Source organism: Streptococcus infantis (genome assembly GCF_047464715.1).
Lineage (GTDB): Bacteria > Bacillota > Bacilli > Lactobacillales > Streptococcaceae > Streptococcus > Streptococcus infantis_S.
This window is the reverse complement of sequence record NZ_JASHBJ010000001.1, coordinates 885,329-905,494: the sequence shown is the minus strand read 5'-3', so window position 1 is coordinate 905,494 and position 20,166 is coordinate 885,329. Positions and strand designations below refer to the sequence as shown.

Sequence of the window (20,166 nt, the reverse complement as noted above, 5' to 3'; positions counted from 1 at the left end):
AAAGAATGATTCCTGTAGTTATTGAACAAACAAGTCGTGGAGAACGTTCATATGACATTTACTCACGTCTTTTAAAAGATCGTATCATCATGTTGACTGGACCAGTCGAAGACAATATGGCAAACTCAGTCATCGCCCAATTGCTCTTCTTGGATGCCCAAGATAGTACAAAAGATATTTACCTTTATGTAAATACACCAGGTGGGTCTGTATCAGCTGGTTTGGCAATCGTTGATACCATGAACTTTATCAAGGCAGATGTCCAAACTATCGTTATGGGAATGGCAGCCTCAATGGGTACAATTATTGCTTCAAGTGGAGCAAAGGGCAAACGTTTCATGCTTCCAAATGCAGAATACATGATTCACCAACCAATGGGTGGTACAGGTGGTGGTACTCAGCAGACTGATATGGCCATTGCTGCTGAACACTTGCTTAAAACTCGTAAGACTTTAGAACAAATCCTAGCAGATAATTCTGGCAAATCAGTTGAGCAAATCCACGCAGACGCTGAACGTGATTACTGGATGAGTGCCCAAGAAACTCTTGACTACGGTTTTATTGACGAAATTATGGCTAATAATTCTTTGAATTAAACTACTAAAGCAAGCTCGACTGAGCTTGTTTTTTTTGATATAATAGAAGGAAGATTGTTAGAAGGAAGTTGAATTATGTTTCAAAAAGAGAATCGGTCTGGTCTGATTATCTATTTATACTATAATCGCGATGCTAAAAAACTCGCAAATTATGGTGATATTTGTTACCACTCAAAAAAACATCGTTACCTACAACTTTATGTCCCAACAGAGGAAGTAGAAGAGCTGGTAAATCGTTTAGGAAAAGAGAAATTTATCAAAAAAGTGAGAGTTTGTCATATTCAAGAATTGGAAACTCCTTTCGTTGGTAACCTATATAAAACCAACGAAAACGTTATCATTTAAAAAAGTGAGAGAAACTTGTTGACAATTTTCTGATAATTCGGTATATTCTTAACATGTAATTTAAATTGAACATTAAAAGGAGATAAACATGAAGAAAAAATTTGCATTGTCACTCGTAGCTCTTGCAAGTACAGCACTCTTAGCAGCTTGTGGGGAAGTGAAGTCAGGAGCTTCAAACACAACTGGTAACCCAATTGATGAAAAAGTTGTAAAAATTGGTTTCAACTTCGAAGAGACTGGAGCAGTAGCTGCTTACGGTACATCTGAACAAAAGGGTGCTCAACTTGCAGTTGATCAAATCAATGCTGCTGGTGGTGTTGATGGAAAACAAATCGAAGTTGTAGATAAAGATAACAAATCTGAAACTGCTGAAGCGGCTTCAGTTTCTACAAACCTTGTTACTCAATCAAAAGTAGCAGCTATCGTAGGGCCTGCGACTTCTGGAGCAACTGCTGCTGCAGTGGCAAACGCTACTCAAGCTGGTGTGCCATTAATCTCGCCAAGTGCTACTCAAGATGGTTTGACAAAAGGACAAGACTTCCTCTTCATCGGAACATTCCAAGATAGTTTCCAAGGAAAAATCATCTCAAACTACGTTTCAAACAAATTGAACGCTAAGAAAGTTGTTTTGTATACTGATAACTCAAGTGACTATGCTAAAGGTGTTGCAAAAGCTTTCCGTGAATCATTTAAAGGTGAAATCGTAGCAGATGAAACATTTGTATCAGGTGATACAGATTTCCAAGCAGCTTTGACAAAAATCAAAGATAAAGACTTTGATGCTATCGTATTGCCAGGTTACTACACAGAAGCTGGTAAGATTGTAAACCAAGCTCGTGGTATGGGAATTGATAAGCCAATCATCGGTGGTGATGGATTTAATGGTGAAGAGTTTGTTCAACAAGCAACAGCAGAACGCGCATCAAACATTTACTTCATCTCTGGTTTCTCATCAACAGTTGATGTGTCAGATAAGGCGAAAGCTTTCCTTGAAGCATACCGTGCGAAATACAATGAAGAGCCTTCAACTTTTGCAGCTCTTGCATATGACTCAGTTTACCTTGTAGCAAATGCAGCAAAAGGTGCAAAAACTTCAGTTGATATCAAGAACAATCTTGCTAAAACACAAAACTTCGAAGGTGTTACAGGTCAAACAAGCTTTGATGCAGATCACAACACTGTGAAAACAGCCTTCATGATGACCATGAATAATGGTAAAGTAGAAGCGGCAGAAGTCGTAAAACCTTAATCTTATAGATATCGTAAATGGGGAATGAGCTTTTACTCACTCCCTGTTTCGGTATTTATAAAGGGATTATTTTTTTAGAAAAATCCTAAAAATAAAACTTAGAAAGAGTGAACCATATGCTTCAACAACTTGTCAATGGTTTGATCCTAGGGAGTGTTTATGCGCTACTAGCCCTGGGTTATACTATGGTTTATGGAATTATCAAGCTTATTAACTTTGCCCATGGTGATATCTATATGATGGGTGCTTTCATGGGTTATTTCTTGATTAATGCCCTCCATTTAAATTTCTTTTTAGCCTTAATTTTGTCCATGATTGGTTCAGCTATTCTCGGTGTTATCATCGAGTTTCTAGCCTACCGTCCACTCCGTCATTCAACTCGTATCTCTGTACTGATTACAGCTATCGGGGTATCCTTCTTGCTTGAGTATGGGATGGTTTATCTAGTAGGTGCCAATACACGTGCCTTCCCTCAAGCAATCCAAACAGTTCGTTATGACTTGGGTCCGATCAGTCTAACAAATATTCAATTGTTGATTTTGACTGTTTCAATTGTTTTGATGATTCTTTTGCAACTCATCGTGCAAAAAACAAAAATGGGGAAAGCAATGCGTGCTGTATCAGTAGATAGTGATGCAGCTCAGTTGATGGGGATCAACGTAAACCGTACAATCAGTTTCACCTTTGCCTTAGGATCAGCTCTGGCTGGTGCAGCAGGTGTCTTGATTGCCCTTTACTACAACTCTCTTGAACCATTGATGGGAATGACTCCGGGTATTAAATCTTTCGTTGCTGCCGTTCTTGGTGGTATCGGTATCATACCTGGTGCAGCTCTTGGAGGTTTTGTAATTGGTCTATTGGAAACTTTTGCAATCGCTTTTGGATTGTCAGATTTCCGTGATGCCATCGTGTATGGAATCTTGCTCTTAATCTTGATTGTTCGTCCAGCTGGTATCCTTGGTAAGAATGTGAAAGAGAAGGTGTAAACAATGAAAGTAAATGTAAAAGCTAATATTCTCTGGATATTCCTTTTGTTGCTTGGATATGGTATGATTAGCCTCTTAGTTTCACTTGGTATTTTAAACCTTTTCCATATTCAAATTCTGGAGCAAATCGGTATCAACATTATTCTTGCAGTAGGACTTAACCTAATCGTTGGTTTCTCTGGCCAATTTTCACTTGGACATGCTGGATTTATGGCTATCGGTGCTTATGCTGCAGCTATTATCGGTTCAAAATCTCCAACTTATGGTGCCTTCTTTGGAGCGATGTTGCTCGGCGCCATCATTGCTGGTTTGGTTGCCCTCATCGTAGGAATTCCTACCCTCCGTTTGAAGGGAGACTATCTTGCAGTTGCGACACTTGGGGTTGCTGAGATTATTCGTATCTTGATTGTCAATGGTGGTAACTTAACTAACGGAGCAGCAGGTATTTTGGGAATTCCAAACTTTACTAATTGGCAAATGGTATATATCTTTGCTGTAATTACGACAATTGCAACGCTGAATTTCCTTCGTAGTCCAATCGGTCGTTTAACCTTGTCTGTTCGTGAAGATGAAATTGCAGCTGAATCTGTCGGGGTCAATACAACAAAAATCAAAATTATCGCATTTGTCTTTGGAGCTATGACTGCAAGTATTGCAGGTTCCCTTCAAGCAGGATTTATCGGTTCTGTTGTGCCTAAGGATTATAGCTTTATCAACTCTATCAACGTTTTGATCATCGTTGTATTTGGTGGCTTGGGATCCATTACAGGGGCAATTGTTGCTGCAATTGTTCTTGGTATTTTGAATATGTTCCTTCAAGATGTGGCTAGCGTTCGTATGATTATCTATGCTTTGGCCTTGGTACTCGTTATGATCTTCAGACCAGGGGGTCTCCTTGGAACATGGGAATTGAGCCTATCACGTCTCTTTAAAAAAGGTAAGAAGGAGGGACAAAACTAATGGCATTACTTGAAGTAAAAAATTTAACCAAACACTTTGGTGGTCTGACAGCCGTTGGGGACGTCACTCTTGAATTGAACGAAGGTGAACTTGTTGGCTTGATTGGACCGAACGGAGCTGGGAAAACAACTCTCTTCAACTTGTTGACAGGAGTTTATGAACCAAGTGAAGGAACAGTAACCTTAGATGGTCACTTATTAAATGGTAAGCAACCTTATAAAATCGCATCTCTTGGATTAGGGCGTACCTTCCAAAACATCCGCCTTTTTAAAGACTTGACAGTTTTGGATAACGTTTTGATTGCATTTAGTAACCATCATAAACAACATGTTTTTGCAAGTTTCTTGCGCTTACCAGCTTTTTATAAGAATGAAGAAGAATTAAAAGCCAAAGCCTTAGAATTACTAAAAATCTTTGATTTAGATGGTGATGCTGAAACTTTAGCTAAAAACTTAGCTTATGGTCAACAACGTCGTTTGGAGATTGTTCGTGCTCTTGCTACAGAGCCTAAAATCCTCTTCTTGGATGAACCTGCGGCAGGTATGAATCCACAAGAGACTGCAGAATTAACTGCGTTGATTCGTCGCATCAAGGATGAATTTAATATTACTATCATGCTGATTGAACATGATATGAATTTGGTTATGGAAGTTACTGAGCGTATCTATGTTCTTGAGTACGGTCGTTTGATTGCTCACGGGACACCAGATGAAATCAAGAGTAATAAACGTGTTATCGAAGCTTATCTTGGAGGTGAAGCCTAATGTCTATGTTAAAAGTTGAAAACCTCTCAGTACACTACGGTATGATTCAAGCTGTACGTGATGTAAGCTTTGAAGTCAATGAAGGAGAAGTTGTTTCTCTAATCGGTGCTAACGGTGCAGGTAAAACAACTATTCTTCGTACTCTATCAGGACTTGTTCGCCCAAGTTCTGGTCGAATTGAATTTTTGGGGCAAGAAATCCAAAAGATGCCCGCACAAAAGATTGTGGCATCAGGGCTTTCTCAAGTACCGGAAGGACGTCATGTTTTCTCTGGATTGACAGTTATGGAAAATTTGGAGATGGGAGCCTTTCTTAAGAAAAATCGTGAAGAGAATCAAGCAAATTTGAAGAAAGTCTTCTCTCGTTTCCCTCGTTTGGAAGAACGTAAAAACCAAGATGCGGCTACTCTATCTGGTGGTGAACAGCAGATGCTTGCCATGGGACGTGCACTCATGTCAACGCCTAAACTTCTTTTATTAGATGAACCATCAATGGGTCTTGCTCCGATTTTTATCCAAGAAATTTTTGATATCATCCAAGATATTCAAAAACAAGGTACAACCGTTCTCTTAATTGAGCAAAATGCCAATAAAGCACTTGCCATCGCTGACCGAGGATATGTTCTTGAAACAGGAAAGATTGTTCTTTCAGGAACAGGTAAAGAACTCGCAGCCTCAGACGAAGTCAGAAAAGCATATCTAGGTGGCTAAAACAATCCAGTGGATTGTTTTAGTCGGCGGATAAGGATTGCGTAGTAATCTTCGTATAGTCTGGGAGATTAGTTTAGGTTGCGGATAAGGATTGCGCAAGCAATCCACATTAGTCCGGGGGACCTTTTTAGTCGGCGGATAGAGATTGTGACGCAATCATTATGAGTAAAAGATTAAGGGCTCTAAGTTGAGCTCTTTTTCGTAAAGTCCTTCAGATTTTTCTGAATCTTGAAAAAGAAATGAAAGCGTTTGATAGCTTTCCGTAAAAAGTGTATAATAAAACTATAAACATAAAGGAGATTTCCTATGGCAGTTAAAGATTTTATGACACGCAAGGTCGTTTATATCAGTCCTGATACAACTGTTGCGCATGCAGCAGATTTAATGCGTGAACAAGGCTTGCACCGTCTTCCTGTTATTGAGAATGATAAATTAGTAGGCTTGGTGACAGAAGGAACAATTGCTGAAGCTAGTCCATCAAAAGCAACTAGTCTTTCAATCTTTGAGATGAACTACTTGCTAAACAAGACAAAGGTAAAAGATGTCATGATTCGTGATGTTGTTACTGTTTCAGGATATGCTAGTTTGGAAGATGCAACCTATCTCATGTTGAAAAATAAGATTGGTATCTTACCAGTTGTTGATAATGGTCAATTGTATGGCGTTATAACAGATCGAGATGTATTCGGAGCCTTTCTTGAAATTGCTGGTTATGGTGAAGAGGGAATCCGTGTTCGTTTTATCACAGAAAATGAAGTTGGGGTACTCGGTAAGATTGTTTCTTTAATCGTTGAGGAAAATCTTAATATTTCTCATACTGTTAATATTCCACGTAAAGATGGTAAGATTGTTATCGAAGTCCAAATTGAGGGAACGGTTGATCTTAGTTCCTTGAAGAAGAAATTTGAAGAAGAGAATATTTTCGTAGATGAAATTACCAAAACTGCAGCAAAAAAACTCTAAAAAATAAACTATCATTGTTTTATACTTGCGAAAAAAATTTTTTTCTAGTATAATAGTTTATTGTGAGCAAACCTCACTTACCCCATGCAAAGACTTGGGGTCATTAGACCAAAAGGAGGAACATATCAATGGCTAAATACGAAATTCTTTATATCATTCGTCCAAACATTGAAGAAGAAGCGAAAAACGCTTTGGTAGCACGTTTTGACTCTATCTTGACTGACAATGGTGCAACTGTTGTTGAATCAAAAGATTGGGAAAAACGTCGTCTTGCATACGAAATCCAAGATTTCCGTGAAGGACTTTACCACATCGTTAACGTTGAAGCAAACGATGACGCAGCTCTTAAAGAGTTTGACCGTTTGTCAAAAATCAACGCTGACATTCTTCGTCACATGATCGTCAAACTTGACGCGTAAGAAGGTAGATTATGATTAACAATGTTGTACTTGTAGGGCGTATGGTACGTGACGCTGAGTTGCGTTATACCCCATCAAATGTAGCAGTAGCTACTTTTACTCTTGCAGTAAACCGTACATTCAAGAGTCAAAATGGTGAACGTGAGGCTGATTTTATCAATGTCGTAATGTGGCGCCAACAGGCTGAAAACCTTGCTAACTGGGCTAAAAAAGGCTCACTTATCGGGGTTACAGGTCGTATCCAGACTCGTAGTTACGATAACCAGCAAGGACAACGTGTCTACGTGACTGAAGTCGTAGCTGAAAATTTCCAAATGTTGGAAAGCCGTAGCGTGCGTGAAGGTCAAACTGGTGGAGGTCATTCTGCACCAAGTTCAAATTATTCAGCACCTACACAATCAGTACCTGACTTTTCACGAGATGAAAATCCATTTGGAACAACCAATCCATTGGATATTTCAGACGATGATTTACCATTCTAATGGACAATTAAAACTATAAAGGAGAGAAAAACATGGCTCAACAACGTCGTGGCGGATTCAAACGCCGTAAAAAAGTTGATTACATCGCAGCAAACAAAATTGAATATGTTGATTACAAAGATACTGAGCTTCTTAGCCGTTTCGTTTCAGAACGTGGGAAAATCCTTCCACGTCGTGTAACTGGAACTTCAGCTAAAAACCAACGTAAAGTAACAACAGCTATCAAACGCGCTCGCGTAATGGCTTTGATGCCTTTCGTAAACGAAGATTAAAGAAAAGACCCGGGTGGGTCTTTTTTTCAGGTCCAGTGGACCTCTTTTTCACGAGCTTGAAAACAAAAGAGCGAGTAAGACCCTTACGGGTCTTTTTTCACGAGATAGTTTTTTTCTGACCTTAGCGTGCTATAATGGTAATAGAAAGAGTAAAGGTTGGTAAGTCAAAGATGAATTGTACGATTAGAAATATGATTAAGTCTGACATTGAATCCTTATCTCATGGATTTATGAATCAAGGTTGGCCTGGTAGAGAGGAAATTTTGTCTAGATATTTTCTGGAACAGGAAAGTGGGGAGAGAGAAGTCTTAGTTGCAGAGATTGATGGTGCTGTAGCGGGCTACGTTACTATTTTGCCCTCTGCTAAACATGGTCCTTTTGCAGAAGTCTATCCAGAATTATCAGATTTTAATGTGTTTGAGCCTTTTCGAAATCAAGGGATTGGGAATCAACTGCTAGAAGAAGCAGAAAAACGAGTAAAACTCGTATCGGATAAGGTGACGCTTGGTGTTGGGCTCCACTCAGGTTATGGACCTGCTCAGAGATTGTACATCAAACGAGGTTATATTCCAGATGGGACAGGTGTCTGGTATCGAAATCAACCCTTGGAAATGAATGCAACTAGCCAAAATAATGATGATTTGGTTTTGTATCTAGTAAAGGAATTCGGATAAGAGAAAAGGACTTTATTGGGGATGTGGGATTTGCCTACTTTATGGTATAATGGAAAGAGTGAATTGAAGGAGGTATTATAATGGATGCCAAGTTAAGATACAAGGCTAAGAAGATTAAGATTATCTTTTTTGATATAGATGATACTTTACGTAATTCAAAGACTGGCTTTATTCCAAGTACTATTCCTACAGTATTTCAACAATTACGCGAGAAGGGAATCTTGACAGGAATTGCGACTGGTCGAGGCATATTTGGTGTTGTGCCAGAGATTCAGGAACTTAAGCCAGATTTCTTTGTGACCTTGAATGGTGCCTATATTGAGGATAAAAAAGGCCATGTCATATATAGTAATAAAATTGCTCAGGATAAGGTAGAAGAGTATATTGTTTGGACCAAGGAAGTTGGGATTGATTACGGTTTGGTGGGAAGTCATGCTGCTAAACTATCAAGACGAACAGAGATGATTAGCCAGGCGATTGACCCGATTTATCCTAATTTAGAGGTGGACCCTGATTTTTATCAAAATGAAGATATTTATCAGATGTGGACCTTTGAGGAGCAGGGAGATGACTTGACTTTACCTGACAGTTTATCATCGACTTTACGTCTAGTTCGTTGGCATGAACATTCGTCAGATGTGGTGCCTATTTCGGGCTCAAAAGCAGCTGGAGTTGCCAAAGTTGTAGACCAATTAGGTTTAAAACCTGAAAACGTCATGGTTTTTGGAGACGAACTTAACGATTTAGAACTCTTTGATTATGCAGGTATTTGTGTTGCTATGGGAATTTCTCATGACATAATCAAAGAAAAAGCAGATTATGTTACAAAAACATTAGAAGAAGATGGCATTTTTGATGCCTTAGAAGGATTTGGTATGGTAGAAAAAGAATTACATTTTCCACAAGTAGACATTGAAGCAGTAGATGGTCCAATTGCGACTATTAAGACAAATCATGGAGATATGCGCATCAAGCTTTTCCCTGAGCATGCACCAAAAACAGTAGCCAACTTTATTGCTCTATCAAAAGATGGTTACTATGACGGTGTCATTTTCCACCGTATTATTAAAGACTTTATGATTCAAGGTGGAGACCCAACTGGTACTGGTATGGGGGGCGAATCTATCTATGGTGAGTCATTTGAAGATGAATTTTCAGAAGAGCTTTACAATGTTCGCGGAGCTCTTTCTATGGCAAATGCTGGTCCAAATACAAATGGTAGCCAGTTCTTTATCGTACAGAACCAACACTTGCCATATTCTAAGAAAGAAATTGCTCGTGGTGGCTGGCCAGAACCAATTGCGGAAATTTATGCTGAACAAGGTGGAACTCCTCACCTAGACCGTCGTCACACTGTATTCGGTCAACTTGCGGATGAAGCTTCTTATGAAGTTCTTGATGCAATTGCAGGTGTCGAAACAGGTGCAATGGACAAGCCAGTTGAAGACGTAGTCATTGAAACTATTGAAATTGAGGACTAAAATGAAAATCGGTGATAAGCTAAATGGCCGTATTACTGGGATTCAGCCCTATGGAGCTTTTGTTGAGTTAGAAACAGGAGTGACAGGCCTGATTCATATCTCGGAGATTCGGACAGGATTTATCGAAAATATTTACGAAGTTTTAAAAATCGGTGATGAAGTCCAGGTACAAGTGGTAGATTTTGATGAATATACAGGGAAGGCTAGCCTTTCCATTCGTACCTTGGAAGAAGAAAAACATCAACTTCCTAGACGGAGACGGTTTTCGAATGATCGCATCAAACATGGATTCGCGCCACTTGGCCGCATGATGCCTGTTTGGACTCGAGAAGCCTTGGAGCATTTAAAGAAAAACAGTAATTGATATCCCTCAAAACATTGTGATGTTATTATATTTTGCTATAATAGAAGTATGGACGAAGAACAATTATTAAAATCAGGAGAGCGCATTAATCAACTCTTCTCTACAGATATCAAGATTATTCAAAATAGAGAGGTTTTCAGCTATTCGGTGGATAGTGTACTTTTGTCACGCTTTCCTCGTTTTCCTAAAAATGGGTTAATTGTGGATTTTTGTGCGGGCAATGGAGCTGTTGGACTTTTTGCCAGTAGTCGTACCAAAGCTAAAATTCTATCTGTAGAAATTCAGGAACGTCTCGCTGATATGGCTGAACGGTCAGTGCGTTTAAACGGCTTGGAAGAGCAGATGCAGGTTATTTGTGATGATTTGAAGAACATGCCTAGCTACATTCAGGGGAGCAAGGTTGATTTGATTTTATGTAATCCGCCTTATTTTAAGGTAGATCCAAATTCTAATCTAAATGAAAGCGAGCATTACCTTTTAGCTCGGCATGAAATTACGACCAATCTTAAGGAAATCTGTCGTAGTGCTCAGAGTATTCTCAAATCAAATGGGCGTTTGGCTATGGTTCATCGTCCTGATCGATTGTTAGATATTTTAGACACGCTTCAACAACACAATTTGGCTCCAAAGCGTCTGCAATTTGTCTACCCTAAACGGGAGAAGGAAGCTAATATGCTTTTGATTGAGGCTATCAAAGATGGTTCCACTAGTGGTTTTAAGGTTTTACCACCGCTCATTGTTCATAATAGTGATGGTTCCTACACACCAGAAATTCAAGAGATTTATTATGGATCATAAGGCTTATATGTATGTGGTTGAGTGCCGTGATGGTTCCTACTATACAGGCTATACAACAGATGTGAAGAAACGAGTTGCTGTCCACAATAGTGGTAAAGGTGCCAAGTATACACGAGCTCGTTTGCCGGTAACACTTATCTATGTAGAAGGTTTTGATAGTAAGGAAGAGGCCATGTCTGCTGAAGCTCTTTTCAAGCGCAAGACACGTATGCAAAAAGAACATTATCTCAAAGAGTATCAAAATAGAAATTTAGTCGATACTTTTGACATGTAGCGAGGAGTCATTTGACTCCTCTTATTTTTGTCAAAAATTGAAAAAAATGCTACAATAAAGAGAATAAAGAAACGAGGTATTATCATGTCTAAGATTCTAGTATTTGGTCACCAAAATCCAGATTCAGATGCTATCGGTTCATCTGTAGCCTTTGCTTATCTTGCAAAAGAAGCTTATGGTTTGGATACTGAAGCAGTGGCTCTAGGTACTCCAAATGAAGAAACAGCTTTCGTATTGGACTATTTTGGTGTGGAAGCACCACGCGTGATTACATCAGTTAAAGCAGAAGGTGCAGAGCAAGTCATCTTAACGGACCACAATGAATTCCAACAATCAGTATCAGATATCGCTGAAGTAGAAGTTTATGGTGTTGTGGACCACCACCGTGTGGCTAACTTTGAAACGGCGAGCCCACTTTATATGCGCTTGGAGCCAGTTGGATCAGCATCTTCTATCGTATACCGCATGTTCAAAGAACATGGTGTAGCAGTGCCAAAAGAAATCGCAGGTTTGATGCTTTCAGGTTTGATTTCAGATACCCTTCTTTTGAAATCTCCAACTACCCACCCATCTGATAAAGTGATTGCACCTGAATTGGCTGAATTGGCTGGTGTTAATTTGGAAGAATACGGTCTTGCAATGCTCAAGGCTGGTACAAACTTAGCAAGCAAATCAGCAGAAGAATTAATTGACATCGATGCCAAGACTTTTGAATTGAACGGAAACAACGTTCGTGTGGCTCAAGTCAACACAGTTGATATTGAGGAAGTTTTGGAACGCCAAGCTGAAATCGAAGCAGCCATTCAAGCAGCAAATGCAGCTAACGGCTACTCTGACTTTGTTTTGATGATTACAGACATCGTCAACTCAAACTCAGAGATTTTGGCTCTTGGTGCTAACATGGACAAAGTTGAAGCAGCCTTCAACTTCAAACTTGAAAACAACCACGCTTTCCTTCCAGGTGCTGTTTCACGTAAGAAACAAGTGGTACCACAATTGACTGAAAGCTTTAATGCATAATCATAGATGGGAAAGCCCATTGTTAAAAAGGAGTTTCGGCTCCTTTTTTGCTAGGAGAGAAGTATGTTGGAAAATGGCGATTTGATTTTTGTAAAGGACCTGTCAGATATGGGGCAGGCCATCCAGGAATCTACTGGTAACTACAGTCACGTGGCTATCTTTTTGGACGGACAGGTCTATCATGCTACGGTGGAAGGTGGCGTCATTGCCCAATTCCCTGAAGATTTCTTTGAAGCTGAGAAAGTCTATGACCTTTATCGCTATGCGAAGATTGATTGCCCAGAGGTTAAAAAGCAGGCAGAGAGCCTTTTGGGTTCGCCTTACAATGCTTCCTTTTACCCAGATGGAGATGGTTTCTATTGTTCCCAGTTCATTGCTAAACTACTTCCTATTTTTGAGACCATTCCGATGAAGTTTGGAGATGATACACAGGAAATCAGTGATTTCTGGAGTGAATATTATAGAGAACTAGGGCTAGCTGTACCTTTGAATCAGCCTGGTACTAACCCTAGTCAATTAGCGGCATCTCCACTTTTAGTTTTTAAAGAAAGGAATCTTCATGATTCAGATTTTTAATCCATCTCGTTTGACACGACAACCATTCTTTAGAGATTTGGTTGACTATCTTGATCAGCATGATGATGTTATTCTACGTGAAATCAAGGCTCAGTTTCCAGGGGTTGCAGTTGACAAGTACTTGGAGGAATACATTAAAGCTGGTTTCATCCTTCGAGAAAACAAACGCTATTCTCTCAATCTCCCATTTCTAGAATCTACAGATTCTCTTGAACTAGACCAAGAAGTCTTTGTGAGGGATGATAGTCCTGTTTATCAAGAAATCCTGGAGAAAGATTTTCAGACTGAATTGCACAATCAAACCAATGCAGCTATCCTAGAAGAGTATACAGATTTTGCTAGGGAGCAGATGACCTTGTCTAATTACTTTTATAAGGTTAAGCACCATTATCCGCTGACAGAAGATCAGCAGAAACTCTATACTGTTTTGGGGGATGTCAATCCTGAGTATGCCCTTAAGTATATGACAACCTTTTTGCTTAAATTTCTCAAAAAAGACCAGCTTATACAGAAACGTCGTGATATCTTTGTCGATAGTTTAGTTTTGTTAGGCTACATCGTTCAAAATGAAGATGGGAAATATGAGTTAGCTGTAGAATTTGATAAAGAAAGACTCATCTTTATAAAAAAATAAAGGCTAGGAATTTTCCTAGCCTTCTTTAAATATACTATAGATAACGTTCTGCAACAGCAGCATCTCCAGGATAGTCCTCCTTTATCCCGTTGATGATTTGGTAGCAGTCAGCTCCTTTACCAGCGATAATGACCGCATCCAGTTCTTGACTTGTAACTGACATCGCAGTTTTGATAGCTTGCTCACGGTCAGCAATTTTTTCAACAGGACGATGGATGTAGCTACTAATTTCATCTGCAATGGCCATTGGATCTTCGTAGTTTGGATCATCAGCTGTTAGAAAGACTTGAATTTCAGGATGTTGATCGAGGAGAAGTCCAAAGTCCTTACGACGGCTTTCTCCCTTGTTTCCAGTTGAACCAAGTACTAAAGCAATCTTTCCAGTTTGATGAGTTTCAACGACAGAGATTAGTTTTTTTAGACTGTCACCATTGTGGGCGTAGTCGATGAAAACTTTTGCACCATTTTTCTGTGTGAGAACTTCCATACGACCAGGTACGCGAGTAGTCGCAATCCCTTTTTTGATGTCATCCAGACTAGCACCTAGACGAAGACAGGCAAGTCCTGCAGCGACAGCATTTTCTTGGTTGAAGTGCCCAATCAACTGGATGTCATAGTCTCCAGCTAATTTACCAGTAGCTGAGAAGCTAAAGGCTTTGGAGTTTTCAATTTGATTACTTGATTGGCTACCGTAGAAGTCATGGTCTTGGTTCTCAACTTGTTCTTTCAGAATAGAGAAGTGATCCATATCGCTATTAATGACAACTGCTCGACTATTTTTCATCAAGAGACGCTTGTGATAGAAATAATCTTCAAAGGTCGGATGCTCAATAGGACCAATATGGTCAGGACTAATGTTGAGGAAGACACCGACATCAAAGGTCAGGCCGTAGACCCGTTTCACCAAATAGGCTTGGCTGGATACTTCCATAATAAGATGAGTTCTTCCATTATCAACTGCCTGGGCCATCATCTCAAAGAGATCAATGCTTTCAGGAGTTGTTAGAGCAGATTTAAAGAAAGTCTTACCGTCCAAAGTAGTGTTCATGGTTGACAACATAGCTGGACGATATTCTTGGTTTAAGATGTTATAAGCAAAGTAAGCTGCTGTAGTTTTTCCTTTAGTTCCAGTGAAAGCAAGAAGTTTTAGTTTTTCCTGCGGGTTACCATAAAATTCCATGGCAATCAAACTCATGGCTTTCTTAATATCGCTAACGACAATAACGGGAATACCGACTTCATAGTCCTGTTCTGCTACATACCATCCAAGTCCTTGTTCAATTGCCGAAAGGAGAAATTCTTTTTTGAAGGCTGCTCCTTTGACAAAAAAGAGGCTCTTTTCTCGAGCTTTTCGGCTATCGTAGCAGATGCTATCAAAAACGACATCACTAAAATAATAGTGGTAATGTCCTTGGTCGATAATCTCACGGAAGAGATCGTCTTTCTTTAAAATATCTAATACGGTTTCAATCTTTATCATACTTTCTATTGTAAACTGAAAGTCTGAATTTTACAAGTAACAAGGAAAAGTTTATAATGGAAGATAAGGAACATTTCCTAGTTATTAAAAATGAATGAGGAAGTTATGTCAAACGAAAATAATCATCAGCAGGCCCAGATGTTACGAGGGACTGCCTGGCTAACAGCAAGTAACTTTATCAGTCGCCTGCTCGGAGCTATTTACATTATTCCCTGGTATATCTGGATGGGTACTTATGCTGCAACGGCTAACGGCCTCTTTACCATGGGTTATAATATTTACGCCTGGTTCTTGTTGATTTCGACAGCAGGTATCCCGGTGGCTGTAGCTAAGCAGGTTGCTAAATACAATACCATGCAAGAAGAAGAGCATAGTTTTGCCCTGATTCGAAGCTTCTTAGGCTTTATGACTGTATTGGGACTTGCCTTTGCCTTGATCTTATACCTCTTTGCACCTTGGTTGGCGGACCTTTCCGGAGTCGGTAAGGACTTAATTCCAATTATGCAAAGTTTAGCGTGGGCGGTCTTGATTTTCCCATCTATGAGTGTTATCCGTGGATTTTTCCAAGGGATGAATAATCTCAAGCCTTATGCTATGAGCCAAATCGCTGAGCAGGTTATCCGTGTTATTTGGATGCTCTTAGCAACCTTTATCATCATGAAGCTTGGTTCAAAAGATTATCTATCAGCAGTTACCCAATCTACCTTTGCGGCTTTTGTGGGAATGGTAGCTAGCTTCGCTGTCTTACTTTATTTCCTTTACAAGGAAGGTTTGCTTCAAAAAGTTTTTGAAACGCGAGATAAGATTGATAGTAAGAGTCTACTGGTTGATACGATTAAGGAAGCTATTCCTTTTATCATAACAGGTTCAGCTATTCAACTTTTCCAAATCTTGGACCAAATGACCTTTATTAATAGCATGAAGTGGTTTACAAACTATAGTAATGAAGATTTGGTTGTCATGTTTTCTTATTTCTCTGCTAATCCTAATAAAATCACCATGATTTTGATTTCCGTAGGAGTATCAATCGGTAGCGTTGGTTTGCCTCTCTTGACTGAGAACTATGTCAAGGGTGATTTACCAGCAGCTTCTCGGTTGGTGCAAGATAGTATTACCATGCTCTTCTTATTCCTACTACCTGCAACGGTTGGAGTAGTCATGGTAGGGGAACCCCTCTATACAGTCTTTTACGGTAAACCTGATAGTTTGGCTTTGGGCTTGTTTGTCTTTGCAGTCTTGCAGTCAACAATCCTAGGTTTGTATATGGTCTTGTCTCCAATGCTTCAGGCTATGTTCCGTAACCGTAAGGCAGTTCTATATTTTGTCTATGGTTCGCTTGCTAAGATCGTTTTACAACTACCATCAATAGCGATTTTCCACAGTTATGGACCATTAATTTCAACGACTATCGGTCTTATCATCCCAATTGTTTTAATGTACCGTGAAATCTGTCAGATTACAGGTGCTCGCCGAAATATTATCTTGAAGAGAACAATCTTAGTTACTATTTTGACTTTAGTCATGTTTATTCTGGTTGGATTCTTGCAATGGATTTTTGGACTTGTCTTCCATCCAACTGGACGTTTCTGGAGCTTCATCTATGTCGCCTTAATTGGTACAATCGGTGGTGGGCTCTACGGAATCATGAGTCTCTATACTCGACTCTTGGATAAGGTTATTGGAAAGGCAAAAGCTGACCAGTTACGAACACGATTGAAAATATCATAATAGTTTATAAATAAAACGAACAATTTGAACTTTTTACGTAAAAAGGTCTAAATTGTTCTTTTTTTCTTGAAAAAATACAAAAAAATATAAAAAATGTAGAAAAAAATAAATTTTTGGAGCATAATTGCTTGACTAAAAAAAACAATAGCTGTATAATGATACAAATATTTAAATTTGGAGGTTCTGTTTATGAAAAAGTCTAAGGCAAAATATCTGACGCTAGCAGGCGTTGCCCTAAGTGCCGGTCTGCTATTGGCGGCTTGTAGCAACTCAGCTAGTTCTACAAAGACATATAATTATGTATATGGTAATGACCCCTCAAGTCTTAACTATCTCCTAGAAAACCGTGCAACAACAGGTGATGTTGTGACAAACTTGGTTGATGGTTTGATGGAAAATGACCAATACGGGAACTACATTCCTTCATTGGCAGAAGATTGGACTGTTTCCAAAGATGGTTTGACTTATACTTACAAACTTCGTAAGGACGCCAAATGGTATACAGCAGATGGTGAAGAGTATGCACCAGTGACAGCACAAGATTTTGTGACAGGATTGAAGTATGCTGCGGATAAAAATTCAGAAGCCTTGTATCTAGTGCAAGATTCTGTTGCTGGTTTGGCAGACTATGTTAGCGGAAAAACTACAGACTTTTCAACAGTTGGAGTAAAAGCTATTGACGACCAGACTGTTCAATACACTTTGACTCAACCAGAACCTTATTGGAATTCAAAAACAACTGCAACTATTCTGTTCCCAGTAAATGCTGATTTCTTGAACTCAAAAGGGGATGATTTTGGTAAGGTGGATCCAGCAAACATCTTGTATAATGGTCCATTTATTCTCAAATCATTCACTTCGAAATCTGTTCTTGAATACAAGAAAAATCCAAACTATTGGGATGCAAAAAATGTATTTGTAGATGATGTCAAGTTGACTTACTATGATGGAAGCGACCAAGATGCGCTTGTTCGTAACTTTAGTGAAGGTGTCTATAGTTTTGCCCGTCTCTATCCAAATAGTTCAAGTTTTGCAGGTGTGCAAGAGAAATACAAGGATAATATTATCTACAGTATGCAAACTGCGACTTCTTTCTACTTTAACTTTAACCTAGATAGAAAATCTTATAACCACACATCAAAAACGACAGACGCTGAAAAGACAGCCCAACAAGAAGCAGTCTTAAACAAATCATTCCGTCAAGCCATTAACTTTGCCTATGACCGTAAAGCTTATGGGGCTCAGTCACAAGGTGAAGAGGGAGCAACTAAGATTATCAGAAACTTACTTGTTCCACCTTCATTTGTAACACTTGATGGTAAAGATTTTGGTGATGTCGTAGCTTCTAAGATGGTTAACTACGGCCAAGTATGGCAAAATGTGAACTTTGCGGATGCACAAGATGCCTACTATAATGCTGATAAGGCTAAAGAAGCTTTTGCACAAGCCAAAAAAGAATTGGAAGCTAAAGGCGTACAATTCCCTATTCACCTAGACTTGCCAGTAGACCAATCATATAAGAAGGGTGTCCAAGAGGCAAGTTCCTTCAAACAATCTATCGAGTCTGTCTTGGGTGCAGATAATGTCATCATCGATATTCAAATGTTGAGCACTGAAGAAATGGATAGCATCGGTTACCTTGCCAATACAGCGGCTCAAAAAGACTATGACCTCTACAATGGTGGTTGGAGTCCTGACTATCAGGATCCATCAACCTATCTTGATACACTTAACCTTACAAATGGTGGTTCATTGCAAAACCTTGGCTTAGAACCTGGTGAAAGTAATGCTAAAGCAACTGCGGTTGGATTGGATACCTACACTAAGATGCTAGAAGAAGCCAATGCTGAACAAGATTTGACAAAACGTTATGACAAATACGCTGAAGCACAAGCTTGGTTAGTGGATAGCTCTCTCACGCTTCCAAGCGTATCTCTTGGTGGAACACCAGGAATCAGAAAAACAGTTCCATTCTCTGCTGCCTTCTCTCAAGCGGGTAATAAGGGTGTTGAATCTTACAAATACGTTAAGTTACAAGATAAGATTGTGACAACGGCTGAGTATGAAGAAGCTAGACAAAAATGGCTGAAAGAAAAAGAAGAATCTAATAAAAAAGCCCAAGAAGAATTAGCTAAACACATTAAATAATCAGTCTATTCAACAGGAAAAACGATAGTTTCTCAGGAAGCTATCGTTTTTGTATAGTTTGAAACTATAACTAGCTCTTGAAAACAAGAAAACGAAGGATCCAAAATAAGTGGTACAATAGTTACTATAGATTTGGAGGTAAAGTATGAGCAAATCATTTCACATCAACACAATTTTAGCCCAAGCAGGTATTAAGTCTGATAAGGCAACAGGTGCTTTGGTTACACCAATCCACTTTTCAACGACTTATCAGCATCCAGAATTTGGTCAATCCACTGGATTTGACTATACTCGCACTAAAAACCCAACTCGTAGTAAGGCAGAGGAAGTTTTGGCAGCTATTGAATCAGCCAAGTATGCTTTAGCGACTAGTTCAGGTATGTCTGCGATTGTGTTAGCCTTTAGCGTTTTTCCAGTAGGAAGCAAGGTTTTGGCTGTCCGTGACCTTTACGGTGGTTCTTTCCGCTGGTTCAATCAAGTGGAACAGGAAGGACGTTTCCACTTTACCTATGCCAACACAGAAGAAGAGCTAGTTGCTGAGCTAGAAAAGGATGTGGATGTACTCTATATTGAAACACCAACTAACCCTTTGATGTTGGAATTTGATATTGAAAAATTGTCAAAACTAGCTCATGCAAAAGGTGCTAAAGTTGTCGTTGATAATACCTTCTATAGCCCGATTTACCAACGTCCGATTGAAGACGGTGCAGATATCGTCCTTCATTCAGCGACAAAATACCTTGCAGGACATAATGATGTTCTAGCTGGTGTGGTTGTGACAGATAGTGCGGATTTATACGAAAAACTCTTTTACAATCTCAACACGACAGGGGCTGTTTTATCACCATTTGATAGTTATCAATTGATTCGTGGTCTTAAAACCTTGTCACTTCGTATGGAGCGCTCAACAGCTAATGCTCAAGAAATCGTAGCCTTTCTAGAACAATCGCCTGCTGTCAAAGAAGTCTTGTATACAGGACGTGGGGGGATGATTTCATTTAAAGTAGCAGATGAGAAGCGTATTCCTCATATCTTAAATACCTTGAAAGTATTCTCTTTTGCTGAAAGTTTAGGTGGGGTTGAAAGTCTGATTACATACCCAACTACTCAAACCCATGCTGACATTCCTGCAAAGGTTCGTCATTCTTATGGTCTAACAGACGATCTCTTGCGCTTGTCTATTGGTATTGAGGATGTTAGAGATTTGATTGAAGACTTGCGTCAAGCCTTGGAAGGATGATAA

22 protein-coding genes and 1 pseudogene are annotated in these 20,166 nt (G+C 39.4%); 22 read left to right on the top strand and 1 reads right to left on the bottom strand.

All coding sequences use genetic code 11. From position 1 onward, the window contains the following. Window positions 1-2: 2 nt before the first annotated feature. The 19 genes and pseudogenes from QM419_RS04535 to QM419_RS04445 form a co-directional block, all read left to right on the top strand. Window positions 3-596 (top strand): annotated as a pseudogene (locus QM419_RS04535) (ATP-dependent Clp protease proteolytic subunit); the annotation flags it as partial. A gap of 75 nt (window positions 597-671) precedes the next feature. Further along, window positions 672-941, top strand: coding sequence for a YlbG family protein (locus QM419_RS04530; protein ID WP_178895259.1), 270 nt, complete (start codon window positions 672-674; stop codon window positions 939-941). Between the two features lie 88 nt (window positions 942-1,029). Then, window positions 1,030-2,190 (top strand): ABC transporter substrate-binding protein, encoded by a 1,161-nt coding sequence (locus QM419_RS04525; RefSeq protein ID WP_178895258.1) that lies wholly within the window; start codon window positions 1,030-1,032, stop codon window positions 2,188-2,190. Between the two features lie 116 nt (window positions 2,191-2,306). Further along, window positions 2,307-3,176, top strand: a complete 870-nt coding sequence (locus QM419_RS04520; protein ID WP_178895257.1) for a branched-chain amino acid ABC transporter permease — start codon at window positions 2,307-2,309, stop codon at window positions 3,174-3,176. Window positions 3,177-3,179: 3 nt separating this feature from the next. Beyond that, on the top strand, window positions 3,180-4,136 hold the full coding sequence (locus QM419_RS04515; RefSeq protein WP_414278019.1) for a branched-chain amino acid ABC transporter permease: 957 nt from the start codon (window positions 3,180-3,182) through the stop codon (window positions 4,134-4,136). After that, a complete protein-coding gene (locus QM419_RS04510) occupies window positions 4,136-4,900 on the top strand; it encodes an ABC transporter ATP-binding protein (RefSeq protein WP_414278018.1) in 765 nt (254 codons plus the stop codon). Before QM419_RS04515 ends, QM419_RS04510 begins: the two co-directional genes overlap by 1 nt. Beyond that, window positions 4,900-5,610 carry an ABC transporter ATP-binding protein gene (locus QM419_RS04505; RefSeq protein ID WP_006148126.1) on the top strand — a complete coding sequence of 237 codons (711 nt, stop codon included), beginning with the start codon at window positions 4,900-4,902 and terminating at the stop codon, window positions 5,608-5,610. The genes QM419_RS04510 and QM419_RS04505 overlap by 1 nt, the downstream gene beginning before the upstream one ends. A gap of 306 nt (window positions 5,611-5,916) precedes the next feature. Then, a complete protein-coding gene (locus QM419_RS04500) occupies window positions 5,917-6,573 on the top strand; it encodes a CBS domain-containing protein (protein WP_178895253.1) in 657 nt (218 codons plus the stop codon). 128 nt (window positions 6,574-6,701) lie between these two features. Beyond that, the gene (gene rpsF, locus QM419_RS04495) at window positions 6,702-6,992 is read left to right on the top strand and encodes a 30S ribosomal protein S6 (protein WP_002896497.1); all 291 of its coding nucleotides are present in this window, start codon (window positions 6,702-6,704) and stop codon (window positions 6,990-6,992) included. A gap of 11 nt (window positions 6,993-7,003) precedes the next feature. Next, window positions 7,004-7,474 (top strand): single-stranded DNA-binding protein SsbA, encoded by a 471-nt coding sequence (ssbA, locus tag QM419_RS04490; protein ID WP_178895252.1) that lies wholly within the window; start codon window positions 7,004-7,006, stop codon window positions 7,472-7,474. Between the two features lie 32 nt (window positions 7,475-7,506). Further along, entirely contained in the window at window positions 7,507-7,746 is a 240-nt protein-coding gene (gene rpsR, locus QM419_RS04485) for a 30S ribosomal protein S18 (RefSeq protein WP_000068664.1), read from the top strand. A gap of 170 nt (window positions 7,747-7,916) precedes the next feature. Then, complete coding sequence (locus QM419_RS04480) at window positions 7,917-8,420, top strand: GNAT family N-acetyltransferase (protein ID WP_414278059.1); 504 nt, start codon at window positions 7,917-7,919, stop codon at window positions 8,418-8,420. An 80-nt stretch (window positions 8,421-8,500) separates the two neighbouring features. Beyond that, window positions 8,501-9,901, top strand: a complete 1,401-nt coding sequence (locus QM419_RS04475) for a Cof-type HAD-IIB family hydrolase (protein WP_414278017.1) — start codon at window positions 8,501-8,503, stop codon at window positions 9,899-9,901. A 1-nt stretch (window position 9,902) separates the two neighbouring features. Continuing rightward, window positions 9,903-10,265, top strand: coding sequence for a S1 RNA-binding domain-containing protein (locus tag QM419_RS04470; RefSeq protein WP_004252382.1), 363 nt, complete (start codon window positions 9,903-9,905; stop codon window positions 10,263-10,265). 48 nt (window positions 10,266-10,313) lie between these two features. After that, the gene (locus QM419_RS04465) at window positions 10,314-11,063 is read left to right on the top strand and encodes a tRNA1(Val) (adenine(37)-N6)-methyltransferase (RefSeq protein WP_414278016.1); all 750 of its coding nucleotides are present in this window, start codon (window positions 10,314-10,316) and stop codon (window positions 11,061-11,063) included. Next, complete coding sequence (locus QM419_RS04460; RefSeq protein ID WP_235083956.1) at window positions 11,053-11,337, top strand: GIY-YIG nuclease family protein; 285 nt, start codon at window positions 11,053-11,055, stop codon at window positions 11,335-11,337. Before QM419_RS04465 ends, QM419_RS04460 begins: the two co-directional genes overlap by 11 nt. A gap of 84 nt (window positions 11,338-11,421) precedes the next feature. Continuing rightward, the gene (locus tag QM419_RS04455) at window positions 11,422-12,357 is read left to right on the top strand and encodes a manganese-dependent inorganic pyrophosphatase (protein ID WP_414278015.1); all 936 of its coding nucleotides are present in this window, start codon (window positions 11,422-11,424) and stop codon (window positions 12,355-12,357) included. 63 nt (window positions 12,358-12,420) lie between these two features. Next, on the top strand, window positions 12,421-12,933 hold the full coding sequence (locus QM419_RS04450) for a YiiX/YebB-like N1pC/P60 family cysteine hydrolase (RefSeq protein ID WP_414253430.1): 513 nt from the start codon (window positions 12,421-12,423) through the stop codon (window positions 12,931-12,933). After that, window positions 12,917-13,567 (top strand): DUF1803 domain-containing protein, encoded by a 651-nt coding sequence (locus tag QM419_RS04445; protein WP_414278014.1) that lies wholly within the window; start codon window positions 12,917-12,919, stop codon window positions 13,565-13,567. The genes QM419_RS04450 and QM419_RS04445 overlap by 17 nt, the downstream gene beginning before the upstream one ends. A gap of 34 nt (window positions 13,568-13,601) precedes the next feature. Here the strand turns inward: QM419_RS04445 and QM419_RS04440 are convergent, their stop codons facing one another. Then, window positions 13,602-15,047 carry a UDP-N-acetylmuramoyl-L-alanyl-D-glutamate--L-lysine ligase gene (locus QM419_RS04440; RefSeq protein ID WP_414278013.1) on the bottom strand — a complete coding sequence of 482 codons (1,446 nt, stop codon included), beginning with the start codon at window positions 15,045-15,047 and terminating at the stop codon, window positions 13,602-13,604. 105 nt (window positions 15,048-15,152) lie between these two features. Between QM419_RS04440 and QM419_RS04435 the strand changes: the two genes are divergently transcribed. The 3 genes from QM419_RS04435 (at window position 15,153) to QM419_RS04425 (ending at window position 20,163) form a co-directional block, all read left to right on the top strand. Then, on the top strand, window positions 15,153-16,775 hold the full coding sequence (locus tag QM419_RS04435; RefSeq protein ID WP_414278012.1) for a putative polysaccharide biosynthesis protein: 1,623 nt from the start codon (window positions 15,153-15,155) through the stop codon (window positions 16,773-16,775). Window positions 16,776-16,964: 189 nt separating this feature from the next. Next, window positions 16,965-18,923: a peptide ABC transporter substrate-binding protein gene (locus tag QM419_RS04430; RefSeq protein ID WP_414278011.1), complete on the top strand. Its 1,959-nt coding sequence runs from the start codon at window positions 16,965-16,967 to the stop codon at window positions 18,921-18,923. A gap of 145 nt (window positions 18,924-19,068) precedes the next feature. Next, a complete protein-coding gene (locus QM419_RS04425; protein WP_414278010.1) occupies window positions 19,069-20,163 on the top strand; it encodes a cystathionine gamma-synthase in 1,095 nt (364 codons plus the stop codon). The last annotated feature ends 3 nt before the right edge of the window (window positions 20,164-20,166 follow it).

Bases quoted from the DNA above. Each gene is read 5' to 3' on its own strand.
- QM419_RS04530 (WP_178895259.1), top strand. From the start codon at position 672: ATGTTTCAAAAAGAGAATCGGTCTGGTCTGATTATCTATTTATACTAT.
- QM419_RS04525 (WP_178895258.1), top strand. From the start codon at position 1,030: ATGAAGAAAAAATTTGCATTGTCACTCGTAGCTCTTGCAAGTACAGCA.
- QM419_RS04520 (WP_178895257.1), top strand. From the start codon at position 2,307: ATGCTTCAACAACTTGTCAATGGTTTGATCCTAGGGAGTGTTTATGCG.
- QM419_RS04515 (WP_414278019.1), top strand. From the start codon at position 3,180: ATGAAAGTAAATGTAAAAGCTAATATTCTCTGGATATTCCTTTTGTTG.
- QM419_RS04510 (WP_414278018.1), top strand. From the start codon at position 4,136: ATGGCATTACTTGAAGTAAAAAATTTAACCAAACACTTTGGTGGTCTG.
- QM419_RS04505 (WP_006148126.1), top strand. From the start codon at position 4,900: ATGTCTATGTTAAAAGTTGAAAACCTCTCAGTACACTACGGTATGATT.
- QM419_RS04500 (WP_178895253.1), top strand. From the start codon at position 5,917: ATGGCAGTTAAAGATTTTATGACACGCAAGGTCGTTTATATCAGTCCT.
- rpsF (WP_002896497.1), top strand. From the start codon at position 6,702: ATGGCTAAATACGAAATTCTTTATATCATTCGTCCAAACATTGAAGAA.
- ssbA (WP_178895252.1), top strand. From the start codon at position 7,004: ATGATTAACAATGTTGTACTTGTAGGGCGTATGGTACGTGACGCTGAG.
- rpsR (WP_000068664.1), top strand. From the start codon at position 7,507: ATGGCTCAACAACGTCGTGGCGGATTCAAACGCCGTAAAAAAGTTGAT.
- QM419_RS04480 (WP_414278059.1), top strand. From the start codon at position 7,917: ATGAATTGTACGATTAGAAATATGATTAAGTCTGACATTGAATCCTTA.
- QM419_RS04475 (WP_414278017.1), top strand. From the start codon at position 8,501: ATGGATGCCAAGTTAAGATACAAGGCTAAGAAGATTAAGATTATCTTT.
- QM419_RS04470 (WP_004252382.1), top strand. From the start codon at position 9,903: ATGAAAATCGGTGATAAGCTAAATGGCCGTATTACTGGGATTCAGCCC.
- QM419_RS04465 (WP_414278016.1), top strand. From the start codon at position 10,314: ATGGACGAAGAACAATTATTAAAATCAGGAGAGCGCATTAATCAACTC.
- QM419_RS04460 (WP_235083956.1), top strand. From the start codon at position 11,053: ATGGATCATAAGGCTTATATGTATGTGGTTGAGTGCCGTGATGGTTCC.
- QM419_RS04455 (WP_414278015.1), top strand. From the start codon at position 11,422: ATGTCTAAGATTCTAGTATTTGGTCACCAAAATCCAGATTCAGATGCT.
- QM419_RS04450 (WP_414253430.1), top strand. From the start codon at position 12,421: ATGTTGGAAAATGGCGATTTGATTTTTGTAAAGGACCTGTCAGATATG.
- QM419_RS04445 (WP_414278014.1), top strand. From the start codon at position 12,917: ATGATTCAGATTTTTAATCCATCTCGTTTGACACGACAACCATTCTTT.
- QM419_RS04440 (WP_414278013.1), bottom strand. From the start codon at position 15,047: ATGATAAAGATTGAAACCGTATTAGATATTTTAAAGAAAGACGATCTC.
- QM419_RS04435 (WP_414278012.1), top strand. From the start codon at position 15,153: ATGTCAAACGAAAATAATCATCAGCAGGCCCAGATGTTACGAGGGACT.
- QM419_RS04430 (WP_414278011.1), top strand. From the start codon at position 16,965: ATGAAAAAGTCTAAGGCAAAATATCTGACGCTAGCAGGCGTTGCCCTA.
- QM419_RS04425 (WP_414278010.1), top strand. From the start codon at position 19,069: ATGAGCAAATCATTTCACATCAACACAATTTTAGCCCAAGCAGGTATT.